This window comes from Phaeobacter cretensis (assembly GCF_047372505.1).
GTDB lineage: Bacteria > Pseudomonadota > Alphaproteobacteria > Rhodobacterales > Rhodobacteraceae > Phaeobacter > Phaeobacter cretensis.
This window is the reverse complement of sequence record NZ_JBKBEU010000001.1, coordinates 968,227-986,861: the sequence shown is the minus strand read 5'-3', so window position 1 is coordinate 986,861 and position 18,635 is coordinate 968,227. Positions and strand designations below refer to the sequence as shown.

Annotated in this window: 14 protein-coding genes; 7 read left to right on the top strand and 7 right to left on the bottom strand. The window is 54.3% G+C overall.

The window, feature by feature from the left end:
• Positions 1 to 133: 133 nt before the first annotated feature.
• The 7 genes from ACEWZM_RS04750 to ACEWZM_RS04720 form a co-directional block, all read right to left on the bottom strand.
• The gene (locus ACEWZM_RS04750; RefSeq protein ID WP_414005349.1) at positions 134 to 1,162 is read right to left on the bottom strand and encodes an SIS domain-containing protein; all 1,029 of its coding nucleotides are present in this window, start codon (positions 1,160 to 1,162) and stop codon (positions 134 to 136) included.
• A 2-nt stretch (positions 1,163 to 1,164) separates the two neighbouring features.
• Positions 1,165 to 1,905: an ATP-binding cassette domain-containing protein gene (locus ACEWZM_RS04745; protein ID WP_414005348.1), complete on the bottom strand. Its 741-nt coding sequence runs from the start codon at positions 1,903 to 1,905 to the stop codon at positions 1,165 to 1,167.
• Positions 1,902 to 3,113, bottom strand: coding sequence for an alanine racemase (locus ACEWZM_RS04740; RefSeq protein WP_414005347.1), 1,212 nt, complete (start codon positions 3,111 to 3,113; stop codon positions 1,902 to 1,904). Before ACEWZM_RS04740 ends, ACEWZM_RS04745 begins: the two co-directional genes overlap by 4 nt.
• A gap of 14 nt (positions 3,114 to 3,127) precedes the next feature.
• Positions 3,128 to 4,081, bottom strand: a complete 954-nt coding sequence (locus ACEWZM_RS04735) for an ABC transporter permease (protein ID WP_414005346.1) — start codon at positions 4,079 to 4,081, stop codon at positions 3,128 to 3,130.
• Between the two features lie 63 nt (positions 4,082 to 4,144).
• Positions 4,145 to 5,197: a substrate-binding domain-containing protein gene (locus ACEWZM_RS04730; protein ID WP_414005345.1), complete on the bottom strand. Its 1,053-nt coding sequence runs from the start codon at positions 5,195 to 5,197 to the stop codon at positions 4,145 to 4,147.
• Positions 5,198 to 5,217: 20 nt separating this feature from the next.
• Entirely contained in the window at positions 5,218 to 6,477 is a 1,260-nt protein-coding gene (locus ACEWZM_RS04725; RefSeq protein ID WP_414005344.1) for a M20 family metallopeptidase, read from the bottom strand.
• Complete coding sequence (locus ACEWZM_RS04720) at positions 6,474 to 7,688, bottom strand: ROK family transcriptional regulator (RefSeq protein WP_414005343.1); 1,215 nt, start codon at positions 7,686 to 7,688, stop codon at positions 6,474 to 6,476. Before ACEWZM_RS04720 ends, ACEWZM_RS04725 begins: the two co-directional genes overlap by 4 nt.
• A gap of 490 nt (positions 7,689 to 8,178) precedes the next feature.
• Between ACEWZM_RS04720 and ACEWZM_RS04715 the strand changes: the two genes are divergently transcribed.
• From ACEWZM_RS04715 to ACEWZM_RS04685, 7 genes are all read left to right on the top strand, one after another.
• Positions 8,179 to 8,340 carry a hypothetical protein gene (locus tag ACEWZM_RS04715; protein ID WP_414005342.1) on the top strand — a complete coding sequence of 54 codons (162 nt, stop codon included), beginning with the start codon at positions 8,179 to 8,181 and terminating at the stop codon, positions 8,338 to 8,340.
• Positions 8,341 to 8,353: 13 nt separating this feature from the next.
• Positions 8,354 to 11,692, top strand: a complete 3,339-nt coding sequence (locus ACEWZM_RS04710; protein WP_414005341.1) for a M10 family metallopeptidase C-terminal domain-containing protein — start codon at positions 8,354 to 8,356, stop codon at positions 11,690 to 11,692.
• Between the two features lie 134 nt (positions 11,693 to 11,826).
• Entirely contained in the window at positions 11,827 to 12,180 is a 354-nt protein-coding gene (locus tag ACEWZM_RS04705; RefSeq protein WP_414005340.1) for a hypothetical protein, read from the top strand.
• A 220-nt stretch (positions 12,181 to 12,400) separates the two neighbouring features.
• The gene (locus ACEWZM_RS04700; RefSeq protein ID WP_414005339.1) at positions 12,401 to 13,942 is read left to right on the top strand and encodes an ankyrin repeat domain-containing protein; all 1,542 of its coding nucleotides are present in this window, start codon (positions 12,401 to 12,403) and stop codon (positions 13,940 to 13,942) included.
• A gap of 276 nt (positions 13,943 to 14,218) precedes the next feature.
• Entirely contained in the window at positions 14,219 to 14,977 is a 759-nt protein-coding gene (locus ACEWZM_RS04695; protein WP_414005338.1) for a hypothetical protein, read from the top strand.
• A 311-nt stretch (positions 14,978 to 15,288) separates the two neighbouring features.
• Positions 15,289 to 16,206, top strand: a complete 918-nt coding sequence (locus tag ACEWZM_RS04690; protein ID WP_414005337.1) for an MYG1 family protein — start codon at positions 15,289 to 15,291, stop codon at positions 16,204 to 16,206.
• Positions 16,207 to 16,458: 252 nt separating this feature from the next.
• Positions 16,459 to 18,558, top strand: coding sequence for a TonB-dependent siderophore receptor (locus tag ACEWZM_RS04685; RefSeq protein WP_414005336.1), 2,100 nt, complete (start codon positions 16,459 to 16,461; stop codon positions 18,556 to 18,558).
• Positions 18,559 to 18,635 lie beyond the last annotated feature (77 nt).

Here is an 18,635-nt window from a genome sequence, read left to right as displayed (position 1 = left end):
ATGAACGGCAACGTGAGGTACGAAAGCCAAAAGCCGAAAACATCTCGGATAAGAAACCCCAGAAACCGGTAGTCTGGAGTATGTGGACATCACGGTATCCGAAGACAAACATATGATGTGGTGACTGTACCGCTCAGATCGTTTCGGTAACTTTCAGAAGGCCGGCAGGGGCATCGGGATTGTTACCAAGGCGTAGAGAGAGATCCTCAACAAAGCCGTAGAATGCGATGGCCTGAAGCAATGGTGTCAGGAATTTGTGGTCGACCTTTGGCACAAACAGGACACCGGGTTTGTGTTCAGCACCTGTCGAAAATACAGAGGCCCCTTGGGTGAGCAATTTCTGTCGAGCAGCTTGCACGGATTCCGATGCAGGGCCATCGGACGAAAACAAAAGTGCCGCAAATTGACCACCTGCGATAGCGACAGGACCATGCAGCACTTCTGCCGCCGAATAAGCCTCTGCATGCAAGCGACATGTTTCTTTGAATTTCAAAGCCGCTTCTGCCGCGATAGAGAAGCCCGGACCGCGACCAATGCAAAACATGGATCCAGAACGGGCAATAGGTAGCGCAGCGGCGCTCCAATCAGCCATCAAAGTTGAACGCGCGAGATCAGGTAGTTCCAACATCGCCGCCTTTAACTCTTTATCGTTGGTGAAACCGGCCAGAATGCCCAACGTTGCAAAGAGCATCCCGACGTAGGACTTCGTAGCTGCGACAGCAGTTTCGGGGCCCGCATAAATCGGCAAGACTGTTTCGGATGCCTTGCCGAGTGAGCTATCAACAACGTTCAAAATTGAGACGGTTCGCGCTCCGCCTTCACTGGCTGCGGCTTGGAGCTTGGTAAGATCTGGGCTGCCGCCGGATTGAGAAAACGCTACTGAGGCGAAGCCAGAGAGTTTAAGGCGTGAGTTGTAAACAGAGGCGACTGATGGACCGATTGAGGCGACGGGTAGCCCTGTTTGGGTTTCCATCATGTATTTGAAGAATGTCGCTGCATGATCAGATGTCCCACGTGCGCAGGTGACGAAACCGTTTAAATCGCTTGTGTGTAGTCGGGCGCCGACGTCCCAATACTGATCGAGACCGTCGCGGAGCTGGCGTTCAAACATCGCAGGAATTTCAGCGATCTCGCGCGCCATAAATGTCTTTGTCGCAGTCACGGTCAGTTCACCCCAGTAATCATCGAGACGATTTCGTTTTTGTCGGTCTCGGCGGTTGTACGCACACCGATCTGCTGGCCGCGTCGTAATACGCAAATACGGTCCGCCAGACGGAACACCTGATCGAGACTGTGGCTGACAATGAGGATCGCGAGGTTTCGCTCTTTTAGCGAAGCGATGAGATCTTCCACACGAGCCGTTTCTGCGACACCGAGCGCGGCCGTCGGTTCGTCTAACAGTATCAATTTACTAGACCAATGGGCAGCCCGCGCAATGGCGATGCCTTGGCGTTGACCTCCGCTGAGATCACGAATAGTCGAGCTGGCCGATGGAATCCGCACGTCGAGTTCATCGACGAGCTCTTGGCTCTCTTTGCGCATACGGTTTTTGTCGAGCAGACCAAATGGTTTCTTGGTCAATTCGCGGCCAAGGAACATGTTCATATAGACCGGTTGTTCGTCAACCAAGGCGAGGTCTTGATAAACAACTTCAATGCCACGGGATCGGGCCGAACTGGCATCTGAGAAATTCACAGCATCGCCGTCGAGATTGATCCTGCCACTGGTTGGTTTGTAGACGCCTGAGATCATCTTGATCAGTGTCGATTTGCCGGCGCCGTTGTCGCCAACCAAAGCGACGATTTCGCCTGCTTTTAGATCGAGGGAAAAATCCTGAATCGCGACAACGCCGCCGAAGGCTTTATGTATGTCTGTTAGTGCAAGAACGGGTGATTGCTCGGTCATGTCGGATAGCTCCCTGACCATGCGACTGGATCGCCAAAACCGTTTTCAATAGTCGTGACCAGTGGATTGCCAGTACGCACGCCGCGAACGCCAACAACCAAGGCGCGGGTTACAAAGGCCTGACCACGGAAACCGAAGACAACCGTGTCTCCTGCGGCTGGTTGGTCCGGCCCGTGGGCGTCGATCATTGCGTAGTAGTCGATCGCTGAATAATCGGGGATTTCCACGTTGCGGCGCGAGGCATTGCCCGATGTAGGTGTGGGCGATACCAAGGCCTGCACTTGATACTTTGAGAATACGGGATCGACATAGAGACCGCCGCCGAAACAATAGGCTTTGTCCTGGTGATGGTGCGACACTTCCGAAAGATACAGAACCGCCGGAGCTTCCGGTAGATCTTCCACAGCGTGTAACGGCGTCGTGCCATGGAGCGCATTACCCGGTTCGCATTGGGTTGCCCCGGCTTCAGCCAGCGCAGCTAACATAACAGCGGAGTTTGTGCCTGGTGTGTTGATTTCAATCTCGCGTCGACCTGCTTTGGCGAGCGCTTCTGCTGCACGTTCGAGTGTCTTCAGATTGTGTGTGGGAATGACTTTTCGAGTGTTTTGGTCGAATAGAAGGGCCGGGAAGGTTGTAATTCCGGCAAAAGCGCCACCGTCCATCGCATCGAGGCGATCAGCAACCGCGACAATGTCCGAGGCATCAAAACCGCCTTCATGGCCGCGATAGAACGTATCGCCTTCCGTCTGGATGCGGGCCAGCATGTTTTGGATGCGGCCAGCCTTAAGCGCGGCACTAGCGGCTTCGCGTGCTTTCTGATCAGAAAAAACTGTCCAATAGTCAGGCCGTAGTTCTGCAGCAGCAAACGCCGCTTCGCGAGACGGGACTTGAACCAAGTGGCCAAGGTGACCGGTTTTCAAACCAGCGCGGTCGCAAGCTATGGCGCATGCCATATCCACAGCAACAGAGCGGTCGATTCCGCCAGCTACCAGAGCTTCGCAAAACCCGGAGTGCCGACCGACCTGCTTGGTCATAGCAAATGTTGTCAGGCCATGCTTGTTAGCTTCGGCTTGGAATACACGTGCGTTTTCTTCAACGGTGTCGAGGTCTAGCACATACGCGTTTGCGGGGATTTCACCACTTTGATGCAAGTGCATCGCGGCTTCGATAAACTGCGGGTTTCTCCGCTGCAAGAGTTCTAAAAACACTTTATTTCCTCCGGTTAGCGGCTCGTGTCACGCAGGGATACGGCGACAGCGATGAGGATAATGAGGCCACGGACGATCATCTGATTGGAGACTTCCAGCCCCATCAAGATTAGCCCGTTGTTGAGCATTCCCATCAAGAGCGATCCAAGAAGAGCGCCGATAATGGATCCTTTACCGCCGTTCAGTGCCGTGCCGCCGACAATCACAGCTGCGATCACGATCATCAGATCGCTCTCTCCGAGCGTATATTTCGCGGCTTGAAGGCGACCGGCATATAGAAGCCCTGCCAGACCTGCGGTCGCCCCACAGAGTGTGAGTACATAAAGCCGCACGCGGGGTACTTTGATGCCGGATACCTGAGCTGCACGCGCGTTGTCGCCGACCGCCAGAACATGGGCGCCAAATTTTGTGTTTCGATAGACGATATGCCCAATAACGACTGCAACAACGGTCCAGATTACAAGCGATGGGATCGACAGAAGTTTGCCTGAGCCAAAGAATCCGGTGAAACTCTCGCTGATGACGGGGATAGAACGCAGGTTGGTCATCGACCGGGCAATACCGGCAAATAGGCCCATTGTGGCAAGGGTTACCAAGAATGAGGGCAGGCGAAGATAGGCGACCAGAAAGCCGTTGAACGCGCCAATCGTAATCCCAGCACCGAGCCCGGCCAAGACGCCAACAATCATCGGATAGTGTTGCATCGCAACGGCTGCAGACAATGCTGAAACGGCGACGATGGAGCCGAAGCTAAGGTCAATTTCTCCTGCTGACAGAGCAAACACTAGCCCGATCGCCATGATAGAAGCTGGCGCGGTTTGCAGCACGATATTGGTCAGATTGCGAGAGGTTAGAAACCCATCGTCGTGTAGTGTGATTGCGAAGAACAGAAAGATCGCAAGGAAGCCGATGTAAATCACGCTTTGCTGTAGATCGAAGTTTTTGATTTTTTCTAAGGTCTGTGACATCGCCCGCCTCCTTTGGAGAATTGACCATTGGTGAGCCGCCAAGGCGGTCCACCGGGAGGGTGTTTAGTTGCTGGTGAGACTCGACGGCGCGTCGATATGCAATGACGTGTTCCATCCTTCGACGACATTGTCGGCGGTCACGGTAATTGCGGGTGCAACCACAAAGGCCGGTACGTCTTTCCCAAGAAGGTCGAGTACAGCAGAGGCGGCCATTGCGCGGCCCAGTTCGTAGGCTTCATCCGCTACAATCGCTGCTACATTCCCGCCGCGCACCATGTCCAGTGCGATTGGTTCAGAGAGGTCAAGTGTGACGATTTTGGTGGTGTCATTGCCATTGGCACGCAAAGCGGCAAGCACACCTTCGGCAGGTCCGGCCCAGGTTACATAGATCCCGCCAATATCGGGGTTTTTGAGCAGCATCGCGTTGGCGATTTCTTCGGCGCGTGCAGGATCGCTTATGCCTTGTTCAGCAACAATTGAAATGTTGGGGTAGTCGTTCTCGATCGTCGTTTTGAACGCGTTGTCCCGTTGGTTTGTGACGTAGTAAGTCGCGTCGTGATAAACCCACCCAACGCTGCCTTCGTTGCCCATGGATGCGGCAAGAGCGTCGGCAGCTTGTTTGCCCATCTGGAAAAGGTCATCGGTTACGATAGCGGCATAATCTGCCGGATGTTCATAGCCGGACGGAAGATTGGATAGAAAAGAGAGAGCCACGCCTGCTTCTTTGGCTTCTTCAAATGCCGCAGCTGACGTCACCGGATCGAGTGGCAGTGACAGGATGATATCAGGCTCTTTGGTCATTGCGGTTTCAATGTCGCTGCGTTGCTTGGCTGCATCGAAACCCGCGCTTGTTACGGCGACGACTTCGATGCCGAGACGCCCAAATTCATCACTTGCACCAGCGGTGACCGCGTTCACGAAATCCGATTGATCGTGCCACAACAGAGCAGCTGAATATCCCATGGCTTTGACTGCTTCGACGTGCTCGTCACTGACAACAACGACGGATGTTGGCGTCGCAGTTTCGCCATTTGGGCCAGTGGTCTCTGCAGATGCGATTGTGTTTGTGGCTGCTAGCAATATTGCGCCAGCAACGCTCAGTTTTAGACTGTTCATGATTTTCCTCCGGTTGGTTGTCAGGGTTTGCTTTCGACGCCGCAGTATTCAGCGACAAACAAAGCGTTGGCACGGATTGCGGCAAGGTATTCTGCGACCTCGATCCGCTCTTCGTGGGTATGCGCAACAGCGATATCGCCCGGTGCGCAGTAGATGGCTGGACAGCCGATTTCATTGATTAGGAATGGCGTTTCTGACCAGTAGGGTGCTCCGCCGATATTGCCTGCATTGGGAAGAGCCTGCCTCACGCATTGCTGCATCAATAAGGCGTTTGGATCAGAGGCTGATATCTCGACTGATGATCCGCCAAAGGGATGATCACGGCCGGCGGGATAGTCAATCGTCACTAAGATACCGTCGGCCAGCTCGGCCTTTGACAGGGCCGTTTCGAACGCTTTCACAGCCTGATATAGATCTTCACCTGGTCGGAGCTTTCTGATCAAAGAAAGTTTGCATTCACCGGGTACGGCGATGTATCCGCCACCTTCCATACTGGTCACCAGAATTGAAGATGCGCCGACCAGATCATGAGATGGACCGGAGTTGAGCTCGCTTTCATGTGCCCAGATCTGCGAAAGGATCGCATGCGTCGCTTTGAAAGCATCGATGCCGAGTTCCGGCTTGCCAAAATAGGCTGATTTTCCGGTTATCGTTATGTCCGCGATGAAGAAGCCGATTTGCGCGGTATAGATGTCGACGTTGGTCGGCTCGACGTAGACCGCAAAATCGGGTTTTTTGATTTCCCCATTGGCCACCCGGCAAACCAGATCTTTTGCCCCAGCGCTGACACCGGTTCCCGGTTCGCCGCTTTCCTCATCGCCGATAAACGCAAAGGTAATGTCACCTAATGGCTCGTACCCTGCTGTCTGAAGAAGGCGAAGACCTGCGATTGCTGCGCAGATCCCGCCCTTTAGATCACTCGCACCGCGTCCCCAAATTTGCCCCTCTTGCTCAACACCAGCAAAGGCATCGGAACGTGGATCATCTTTCCAATGCTCCTTCCAGCCTCGCACATGCACGGTGTCCGTATGGCCAACAATCATCAAGGATGGGCGGTCAGTTGCGCCATTGTTGGACGCCCAAACGTTTCTTCGATCGTCTAGGAAAGTACCGGACCCAACAGAGAGGCCTAACGCGTTTAGTTCGTCGCCGAGAAAGCTCGCGAATTTGGTTTCGTTGCCTGTCACACTCTCAATGGACAAGGCCTCTTTGAGCAGAGCAATGTCATCGGCAGGATTTTGAGCTGTAAGGAGCTCTTTCAAAAGATCTGGAGTGGTCATGATATTTGAGCCTTGAAGACTTCTATCGTCGGTGCAGGAACAGAGATCACAACGCCCTTTTGACCTTCGGCGAACAACGATACATGGAGATGTGACAAAGCAATTGCTGCGCCACCGGCTAGTGCTGCGTGATTGCCAAGTTGGGATTGTTCGATCTTTATCGGGCGCGGATAGCAGAGCCTTGCGTGGTGTATGATCCGCGCCAACAGCTCGTCACGTGCCCCGATAGAGCCACCGATAACAACTGTTGAAGGATCGATGACGGCAACGATGGACACGACGGCCCGTGCGATCTGTTTTGAAATATCGTCAAGTATATCTCGTGCATTTTGATCTGCCGCAGCGGCGGCTTCAAAAACTTCGGGCACCGTTTTCTGTTCGCCTGTCCGGATCAGATACCCCTCAATAATGGCGTCCGTAGCAGCTTTTCGCTCCAGAGCGCCAATTTTCAGGCTCTCAGCTTCGAACGGATCCGCACCAAAAGGGAGAAAGCCAATTTCGCCTGCCGCACCAAAGCTTCCGCGCAGCAGGGACCCTCCGAGAACAAGCCCGGCACCAATACCTGTGCCAACGGAAACATAGGCGAGATTGTCATTCTCGCCGCGATGGCCCATCCAGTGTTCACCGATAGCCGCGAGGTTTACATCGTTTTCGACGAATACCTCCACGCCGAGAGCGGCTTGCAGCTCTGATGCAAGATCAAATTGATCGATACCAGAAATATTCGGCGCGAGCTTGATTGCACCGGTTTTTGGGTCCGGAACTCCTGGGACGCCAACCACGGCGACATGCAGGTCGTGATAGGACGTTCCTTCGGTGGTCGCTATTGACCGAACCATACGTGCGATTTGGTGCAAAACAGCTCTTCCACCAGTTTTTTCGGTAGGCTCAACAAGTTCGGAGATGACACCTCCCGTCAGATCACACAGGGCGACACGCAATTTTGTCCCGCCTAGGTCAACACTGGCGATGGTCGCTGCAGTCGGAGAGATTTCATACACGACGGCACGTCGGCCGATATGCCCCGCCGTCTGACCAACGGTGCGGACCCACCCGTCTTCTTCAAGGTTGGCGACAATCTCTGAGACTGTCTGCTTCGATAAACCTGTCATCTTGGACACGCTGGCGCGCGAAATCGGACCATAATTGGCAATGGTCTGAATAATCGCGCTCTGGGACATCCGACGGGAGATTTTCGATTGAGCAGCCATGGCGCATCCTTTAGTTCGTTCTGTATCCGAACTAAGTAGTGTTGACCCATGTTGTCAACAAAAAATCAGGATTTGGAGAGAGGGGTCTTGTCGACTGGTAGTCTATTCCGCACTCCATAGCGGTTGCCCAGACGAGAAGCTTTGCGACATGTCGATGGCTGGGCGGCATAGCAGCAGAGGTTTCTCACGGGCGGAACCGCTGACCGCGCTGGCCCAGCATAACTTGTAGGAATGTAAATCGTGTCGAGGATTTCAAACGGAAGCCGCGGGTACGAATACGCCGGTGCACAAGTCGGATTGATGCACCCTGCAAGGCAGTCACTTACTCTACCTTTGATTGATTCGATGTTTTCCAGTTGAATATTATGTCAATTCGCCAAACTGTGTGGAGATGCTCTCGTAGCATTCATTCGCACAACTTCGCTCATGCCCTGACGTCAATGAGCCGAGTTTTGCCGAAATGAGAATTTCTCAAAAATGGCTTAAAAATATGACCTTGCGTGCTCGTTTGTTTCGTAAAGGATCGGCTCACCTAGGCAAGATAACAGTAACCTCCAAAGTCCGCACAGCAGTGCCTGATCCCATCACGTATCGCCGTGGCGGGTTTCAGGGGCAATTTGCCTACCTTGTGATGCTGCTTTGGGTTGAATGATTGGGAGATAATAATGCCAGCGACAACGGATACTCATACGGACTGGTGGACCAATGACCAAACGCCGGAGAACCCCTTTGGCAAAAGCGAAGACTATGAGGAGTTCCTCAACTATCTAGGAGCTCTTGGCCGTAACCTGACCCCCGAAATCGCGGCTGAGCCGCTGGTGATAAACCTGACGGGGTTAAATGATCACCCAGATTACAAAGATGCGGCCAAAGGGGCACTTGAGATGTGGTCCTCCGTAACGGCACTGGAATTCGAGATTGTCGATGATGTGCCCTTTGATGCCGACATCCATTGGATGGAGGTCGTCAGCCCTGAGATCGGCGAACAAAATGACGGCAGTGCCTTTTCCAGTGATCGCTTGGTTAGTGTGGGTCAGCGTTTTCACGATACCGAGCCGAGTATTACCGAATTGGGTGGGTATGTTTTTGACACCTTTGTTCATGAATTCGGTCATGAATTCGGCCTGAACCATCCTGGATTGTACAACTACAGCGGCCCGGGCGGTGTGCAGATCAACTATCTAAACAATGCGACCTGGACCTATGATCGCCAGCAATACAGCGTCATGTCCTATTTTGATGGTATCGATGTTGGGGAGGACACGCGCTGGTCGGCTGTAACGCCACTGCAAGGCGATATCGAAGCGATCATTCGCAGGTACTTCTCCACTGTAGATGAGGATGGCGTGCGCAGCTATCAGACCATCAATCTGAATACTGATGACAACACCTATGGGTTCAACAGCACCGAATATGGTTACGTGTTGACCGAAGACGGCCCACAGCATGATGTCGGGTTTGTAATCCATGATACTGGTGGTGATGATACCATTGATTTTTCCGGTTCGACGGCGGGGACTATTCTAGACCTGCGTGCCGGGCAGTTTTCCAGCGTGAACGGCCACAGCAACAACGTGTCGGTCTTTGCTGGCCACAATACGGACCAAACGGAGTACTACGTCGAGACGGGTATCGGCAGCAGCTACAATGATATCTTGATCGGGAATGATGGTGACAATGTCCTAGACGGGCGCGCGGGCAATGACCGCATGGCCGGTAATGCCGGGGACGACGTCTATTTCGTGGATTCCGTGGATGATATCGTCCGCGAGGAGGAAAACGGTGGCAACGACACGGTGATTGTTGTGGCCGACGGGTTGGATCTGGGCGACATCGCCAATGTCGAGACTATCATCTACGCGGGTGGGACACCCGGAACACCAGGCGGAGAGACACCTGAGGCGCCGAATGAAGGCCCCACGGATGCACACGACAGCATAGTGGTCGGGAACGACAGTAGCGAAACACTTGATGGTGGTGCTGGCGGCAACACCGTTTTTGGGCTGGGTGGCGACGATCTGATCACCGGCGGGCGCGACTCGCTGGCGAGCCGCGACATCAACAATACAATTGATATTGCCGATCTCGAAGATCAGACCGAGAGCGATGACGGAAACGATGCTCTCTATGGTGGGGACGGCAATGATACCATCAATGGAGGTGCAGGCGACGATCTGCTGGACGGCGGCGATGGCGACGACTTGCTGCGTGGGCAAGATGGTGTCGATGTGTTCCGAGGTGGCGCAGGGATCGACACCGTTGATTTCAGTCAGGAAAGCCCGTTTCAGCTTTTGGTTAATCTGGAAACCAATGTGGCCAGCGGCGGCACAGCCTCGGGTGACACGTTCTATAGCATCGAGAACTTGATCGGGTCCGACGACCGGATTGATCGGTTTATTGGCACCTCTGATAACAACCATTTCTGGGGTCAGGGCGGCGGTGACGTGTTCAACGGCGGTGGTGGAAATGACACGCTGGATGGTGGGCGCGATGGTGACATGCTCTACGGTGAGGACGGCGATGATGTGTTAATCGGCGGCAGTGGTCAGGATTACCTTGATGGTGGTGAGGGCATGGATACGGTTCTCTACACTGCAAGCTCCGTTGGTGTGACCGTAGATTTGGCGAATGGCACTGCCCGTGGTGGCGATGCTGATGGCCCCGTACAGATTGTTGGTCGCGGCACGACCATACGGCACGATATTATTGTCGACATCGAAAACGCGGTAGGCTCCTACCACGATGATCACCTGGTTGGCACCGATGGTGACAATGCGCTGTCAGGCGGTGCGGGCAACGACGTTTTGACAGGTGGTTATGGAGCCGATTTGCTCGACGGTGGCTTAGGCAGTGATACCGCAGACTATGCGACTGCAACCAGTGGCGTGAAATTGAATCTGGCCAACGGCAGGACAGCGGGTGACACATATGTCTCTATCGAAAACCTCTCGGGTTCCGGCTTCAATGACCGGATCAAGGGCGACGCTGCCGCCAATGTGCTAACCGGGCAGGGCGGAGATGATACCCTGAAAGGTGCCGCCGGGGATGATATTCTGCTTGGGGATTTTGCCCCTGCAGCTGATGCGCTGCCGCAGCCGGGTCTTGGTAGTGGCTATGCCACGTTGGGGCCGGATGCGACCAACACGTCGATTGAGACTGCCTTTGATATCTCAAACAATTTCTCCCTGACTGAAGATCCGGATATCTTTGACTCCACCACAGTGTTGCACACCACGGTGAATGCCACCGGTACAGGCGCTGGTGGGTACTACAGTATCGATCTGGCTGCAGGCACCGTGCTGACTATCGACATTGATGGAATTGCTGATCCCAATGTGCATGACAGCTGGTTGCGGCTTCTGGATGATGAGGGAAATGTCGTTGCGCAGAATGACGATGGCGGCGGCGATCCGGGCTCTACGACCAATCGCGATTCCAGCACCGTGTTTGTGGTCGAGGAAACCGGTACTTACCACATCCTCGAAGGCAGCTGGTCGCCAGACGTGCCCGGCGGATGGTCGGAAAGCGTGCCAGAAGGCTCTACCTACCAGCTAAATGTATCGGTGGAATTCCCTGCAGCACCTGCGAAGCCAGGTGATGCAGGATCTGATGTGCTTCGAGGAGGGCGCGGTAACGATCTGCTTGATGGAGGCTTGATGGCGGATACGCTCACCGGTGGCAAAGGCGATGATTTCTTCCGCTTCTCTACTGAACTCGGCGCGGACAATATTGACCGGATCAGGGATTTCGATGCCGCTAGTGACACCATCTTGCTGGACAACACCATTTTTACCGAAGCTGGGGAGGCCGGGGTCCTGGATTTCGGTGTGCTCCATAGTAGCGCATCGGGCATGGCGTTGGATGCCGAGCATCGAATTGTCTACAACACCAACAGTGGCGCTCTGTCTTATGATGCGGATGGTCTAGGTGGTGAGGATGCGGTTCAGTTTGCGCAGCTGCAATCCGGTTTGCAGTTGACGATGGATGATTTCGTGATCATCTGATCAAGCATAAAATTGAACAGGGGGCACCATGTGCTCCCTGTTTCGTTGATTTACAACTCATTGGATACGCAATGCATTTTGGTTTTAACCGCCGACAATTGATCCTTGGTGCGGCCATCTCAGGGCTATCAGTTATGGCCAAGGTCGGCGTGGCATACGCGGCCGCCTCCCAGCCAAACCGCGTGCAGGGGGTGGTGGCTTTTGCAGGAGGGGACAAAATCCCGAAAGGTCGAATTACGTTGTTATTGCCAGACCATGGGTTTCCTGAGGTGTCAGGCAAGGATGTTGCGCAGATCAGCCTCTACAGCGATGGTAACGCCGAGCAAATTGACTTCAGCTATCTACCGAAACAGCGTTTTAATGATACGCAAACCCAGCAAATTGTGGCCCGGCTTGAACGTGCAGATGGTTGGCTGATTGCACGCGGCAGTGCCAAGCTACAAGAAGGCAGTTCGGTTCACATCACCCTCGGTACAGTGATGTACTGATAGATCTTAGCTTGCATCGCGCAATGTCCGCAGTTGATGGGATTGGCAAATCGGGGTTGCCGATGATCGATCAGCGGCCTATTGTGAAACCGCTATTGGGCTAGCCACCAGGTCCGCGGAAAGCCGTCATCGGCACCCCAATCACACCAATACGACAGCCTCCTTCGGTATGTCTCATGCTCGTACACAGCGGACCGTCGAGCTATTTGTGAGGACACCGATGACAAAATCTCTGGATCAATTACGCCGTGATGCAAAGGCGCTGCGCAAAGCCTATCAGGCCGACGAGCTACTGGCTCGCCAACGTATCGCCAGCCAACGACCCCGCGTGCAAAATGCAACGCTTAGGCATGCCGATTATCTGCACGTGATCGCGCAAGAGAACGGGTTTCTTTCCTGGCCGGCTCTTAAGCTTGCAGTTGAAATGCTTGGAATGGATATCGCTACCAAGCGGCAGCGCCTGAAAATAGCACTATACACGGGGCAGTTTGGCATTGCGGAGCAATTGTTAGCCAACAGTCCAAAGCTTGCACATGGTGACTTTGGCCTTTGCCTCAGCTTGCTGCGCAAGGCCGATGCATTGAGCGCTTTGGGCAGCTCCAAGTTACGCGCAACAGAGCTTATCGGAGGGGTTGCGCCGCCTATGACGATTTTGGCGCGATCAAAATGGATCCACCACGCGCCGGAGCTGGCTGACGATATGCTGGATATCGCCAATGCGCTGGTCGCCGCCGGAGCGGACATCAATCTTGGTGCACCGATCCACGATGGCAGTGAGCACAGACTGTCGCCGCTGTATTATGCAATCGGCCATGCAAATAATATGGCGTTGGGGCAGTGGTTGTTGGAGCAAGGCGCGGATCCAAACGACGGCGAAAGCCTCTATCACTCCACCGAGCTTGGCCATCACGACGGGTTGCGGATGTTGCTCGAGCACGGTGCCGATCCACGTGGCACCAACGCTCTGCTGCGGGCCATGGATTTTCATGACACCAAAGCAGTTCAGCTGTTGCTTGATCATGGCGCAAAGATCGACGAGTTCGACGACCAGCTTGTGGGCGGAGAGGCCCCTTGGGTTGTCCCTGCCTTGCATCAGGCTGCTCGTCGGATGGCCAATCCCGATATGATTGCGCTACTGCTGGACAACGGCGTCTCGCTGAACCGACGGTTTGAGGACACTACCCCATATGCCTATGCCCGTGTTTTCGGCAATCGCGATCTAGCGCGGATACTGGAGGAACGAGAGGCAGACCATGCCCTAACGAAGGTGGAGACAACTCTGGCCCAGGCCGCAGAGTCATTGCCAGTTGAAACTGTTCTGGATCCCAGGGAAATCCCGGAGGGATACCGCAACATTATTCGCATGATCTTGCACATCCCAGGCAAACTTGATCATATCCGACGTCTCGTCGCTGCTGGCGTGGATCATGATCTGCCGGACACCGAAGGGCTGACGCCTGTTCAAGTTGCAGGATGGGAGGGGTTGCCTGAGGTGATGGCCTACCTCTTGAGCCTCAAACCCGACCTGACCCATGTGAACAACTATGGCGGAACGCTGTTGTCGACCATCCTACATGGATTGGAGAACTGCCCGCAGAGATCCGAACGCGATTATATTGGCTGTCTTGATCTGGCGCTGGGCGAAGGGATCGCATTGCCGCGCCGCGCCATTGAATTGGTGGGTGTGAGTGAAGTGTCGGAGTTCTTACATGATTGGGCAGCACGGCACCCGGATCAGGTCGTTGACGCTGGCGTGGTTTAAGCCTCGCTGATCCAGTTGTTATGATTTGCAATTGGGCTGGACGCCTCGGCCCAATCTGCTGTTGTCTGGGGCTTGTGCTAACCGGAGTCCCATATTTGACTTGGCAATCTTCACGCTGTTCCCGTTCAATGTGCGCTGGTCTTGCTGCATTGGCCGCGGTTTAAGCCTAAGTAAAAGCGATATGATTTTATACCGCAGCACGTCTTCCCGTGATATCAGATGGCATGTGATACAACGCAACGCAGGCGATCTGTCAAAGACACAAGGAGCCGGAATATGTTCAACGCAGACCGTGTGACAGAGGTGGTGAATTCGAGCGTAATAGACACGCTTGACCTCTCCATGTTCAGCGATAAAGACATGCTCAACACTGTCCTGCAAAGATCAGAAGTTCTGTTCGATCTGGAGCGACCCGGCGTGCCTGTCCGGCAATGGTCAAATGGCAATCCTGAGGCGCTGAAGGCTGAAGTCGCGGCGCGTGGCCCGCTGTTGTTAAAACGAGCGATTGCGGTGCTCTATCTCGAATATCTGGCGCTGAAGCCAACGATCGACAAGATTGCACCCCGGCGTGTCGCGGATATTGGGTGTGGTTATGGTTTCATCGATCTCTTCATTGCAAAGGACTACAAGTCCGCAATTACCCTCATCGATCTTGAGGACAATGGCACAACCCATTTTGGGTTTAAGGCTGAAGGCGCAGCCTATAGCAGCCTTAAGACTGCCAAGGCGTTTCTGGTGGGTAATGGAGTGCCGGACTCTGAAGTGAAAACTATTAACCCCAGCCAGGATGACCCGAATAAGCTGTGCGACATAGACTTGGCTCTGTCTTTATTGAGTTGTGGTTTCCACTATCCTGCCAGCACATATGCGGCGTTCTGGGATCAAAGCCTTGCTGAGAATGGGTCGATCATCTTGGATCTTCGGATGGTGCAGGCCGAAGGCCAGCTCTCCGACATGATTCAAGTCGGGGCGGTGCGTGCACTATGGCAGGGTGAGAAATGGTCTCGGGTTCTCGTGCAAAAATGCGCTGAATAATCTATCTAGCAGTGCATACGTAACGACGGGTTGGCTCGTGTCTTTGCTGGATCTAATATGGGAAAAAAGGACAGTGTGCGCCGCCTGTCCGCCGATGCAGCCATTGGTATAGGCTCGTACGATGACGCGCCTTCAGAGTAGTCAAAATAGTCTGTTGTTCCCAATTGTGTTTTCAAGCTATCCCAAGATCTATCAGGCAGGGGTTCTAAAAGCACGCCATGTGTTTCGCAAAAACCCGCTGCCTTTCGCACTCACTAGGTGATCTTGGTAGATCGCTCAAATCAATTCTGCTTCTTGGAGCCACTTCCCCTATGACCATCACCCATCTTGTAACGCATTCTGGGGGGTTCCACGCGGATGAGCTGTTGTCTTCTGTCATCCTCACGCGTTTGTTTCCCGATGCACAGCTGCTGCGCTCGCGGGAGGCGGAGTGGATTACGCCCGGGGAGGGGCGGATCATCTATGATGTTGGCCGGGACTATGACGCTGTAGCGCAGATTTTTGACCATCATCAGCGCCCCAATCCGCTGCGGGAGAATGGCCAGCCCTACAGCTCCTTTGGTCTGATCTGGCGGCATTTCGGGCGCGACTATCTGCAAGCTCTGGAAGTGCCCACGGCAGATATCGATGATATTCATCATGGTTTTGATCAGAGCTTTGTGCTGCCGGTTGATCTCCTCGACAATGGTGCATTGGAGCCTTCTGTTGCCGGACCGCTGGCAGGGATGACATTGCCGGTTTTGCTAGAAACGCTGAAACCGGCCTTTGATAACCGCAGCAACGACGCAGATGATAAGGCGTTCATAGCGGCGCTGCCGGTGGCGCGTGCATTTGTTGAGGCGGCGATTACGGGCAGAGCCGCTAAGTGCCGAGCAGAAACCATGGTTCTGCAGGCGATTGAGACTGCAGGAAACGAACGGGTTCTTGAGCTGCCAATGGGTATGCCGTTCCGCTCGGCGGTCGAAAAGGCAGGCGCGGATCACCTCCTGTTTGTGGTGCACCCGCGTAGTGGCGACTGGACACTTACAACGATCCGCAAAAGCGGTGATAGCTTTGCAAGCCGGGCCGACTTACCTGAATCCTGGGCTGGATTAACAGATGCTGCACTTGAGGACGCCTGCGGCGTCGAAGGTGCGAAATTCTGTCACAACGCCCGCTTTATCGCAGTGGCGGACACGCGTGATGCGATCATGGAAATGGCGAACCGCGCGGTATTGGCAGTTCAGTAGGCGCCATTTGAGTGTTGTTTGGTAACAAACGTGTCTGGATAGCTTCGGGGTGTGCAGGTTGCGAATTTCACACGTTTATAGGGTATTAGTGGGTTCCGGAGGGCAACATTAGCGTCATTTTTTCGACTCTCGGATCGTTTTGTCGGCAAGCAGGGCCTCCCCCCTTGCCTCCAAGGCTTGGTGTCGCTACCCGTCTGCGACCCAGCGAAAAGTCAGGCAGAAAATCAACCGCAAAACAAGCGGAGACGGGACATGATTCTGCGACGTACTGCTGTGTCAACTTTTGCCCTGCTGGCCTCAATGCCGGCCATGGCCCAAGTTGTCGAACTTGAACAAATCGACGTAACCCAACCAGGTGGCGACGCCTTTTTTGGTAAAAGCGTTTCGCTGGATACCGGGACTGTGGCCAAGACAGGCGATGCGATCGCCAAGACGCCTCGCTCGGTCACAGTGGTGACCGCACAACAGCTGGCTGAGCGTGGCGCACAGAATGTGGAGCAAGCTCTGCAATTTTCAGCTGGTGTGGTCGGTGGCCAATGGGGGCTGGACAATCGCTCGAACTGGTATCTTGTGCGTGGTTTTGATGCGAACACGCTGCACGATGGCCTGCCCGCGCGCTATGGGTTTTACAATGATACCAAGCCGGAACCCTTCCTTCTGAATAGTGTCGAGGTGTTGAAAGGTCCGGCTTCCGGTATCTATGGCAGCGGGGCCGTCGGGGGCGTGGTCAACACGACCTCTAAAACCGCTGCTCAGGACGCCGACAACCTGTTCCAGTTGCAGGTTGGATCCCATGATCGCAAGCAGGCGGCCGTGGACGTCAGTGGTGATCTGAACCCAAGCGGCACCCTACGCTATCGCTTCGTTGGTCTTCTGCGCGATGCGGAAACCCAAGTTGACCATTCACGTGATGACGCCATCGCGTTGGCCCCTTCGATCACTTGGCGCCCCAGCGAAGATACCGAGCTGACCATTCTGGCCAACTACCAAAAGAACAACGGAAGCCCGCTTATCCAGTTTGCGTCAATCTATGGCACGCTGTTACCTGCGACGGGGCTGGGCAACGGGGACTATCTGCCCAACAGCACATTTGTTGGCGAACCGGGGTTCGACAAGTTTGACACAGAACAGCGCGCGATCACCGCAATGTTCAAACATCGCTTTAACGATGTATGGAGCATGAACGCCAGTGCCCGCTACCTCGAGGGTGAGGGCGAGTATAAACATGCCTGGTGGGCGTTCGACAATTTCGGGTCCGGTCGATACAATGCAGATGGCACCATCAACCGCACGTTCTACCGCGCAAAGAACACGCTGAAGACCTGGGCAGTCGATACTTACGGTACAGCGGAATACGTGCTTGGTGGGTTTGACATGCGCACCATTGTCGGGGCGAGCTATAGCCGAGGCTACTACGACAGCGATACCGGCTACGGTGCGCAGGTTGGGCCGATTGACCCATTCAACCTAGTCTATGCCGGTTATCCGACCATCAATGTTGCCGATACGCCGGGTACCTCGATTACTGAAACAGGCGCCTATGTGCAGCAGCGTGCGTCCTATGATGACCGGTTGTTTATCGATTTCGGTCTGCGCTACGGCAATATTGAAAGCGGGCCCAGCAATGGCAGCTTTGGTGCGACCAGTGTTTCGGCCAGTGACAGCGAATGGACTGGCAATGCGGCGGTAATGTATCGCTTTGGCAACGGCGTAGCGCCTTACTTCAGCTATGCTGAAAGCTTCCGGCAGGATGCTATTGGCGCTGATGTCAACGGCAAGGCGTTTGAGCCAACCCGAGGCGAGCAGTATGAAGTTGGTGTTAAATACCAGCCACCTGGCAGCGACACACTGTTGACCGCTGCAGTGTTCGATCTGACTAAATCCAACATGACACAGGCAGATCCTAACAATCCGGGCTTTCAGGTTCAGACTGGGGCTGCTTCGGCCAAAGGACTGGAACTGGAACTGTTCCACCGCTTTGGTGATCTGACGGTTGATGCTGCTTATACCTATCTCGATAGCGAAGATGCTGACGGAGATTATATCGCCCAGGTGCCTAAGAATGCGGCGTCGATCTGGGTGAATTATGCTCCAGAAGTAGGCGCGTTGCAGGGATGGAAATTCGGCGGAGGCGTTCGCTACAATGGCGAGGCTTGGGGTGGTGCTGGCACCTATCTGACACCATCCTATACCCTTTATGATGCGGCAGTGTCTTACGGACAGGACAATTGGCTGGTGTCACTGAATGTGCAGAACCTGACCGATGAACGTTATGTCACCACCTGTCAGGGCGGTTCCTGTTATTTTGGTGATGGTCGCAATATTGCCCTCACGCTAACCTCGAAATTCTGAACTGTTTCAGAGGTTCCTGAACTAAACAACAGCGCCTGCGAGCTTCGGAGGCGCTGTTGTTTGTTTGTGCCAGACGT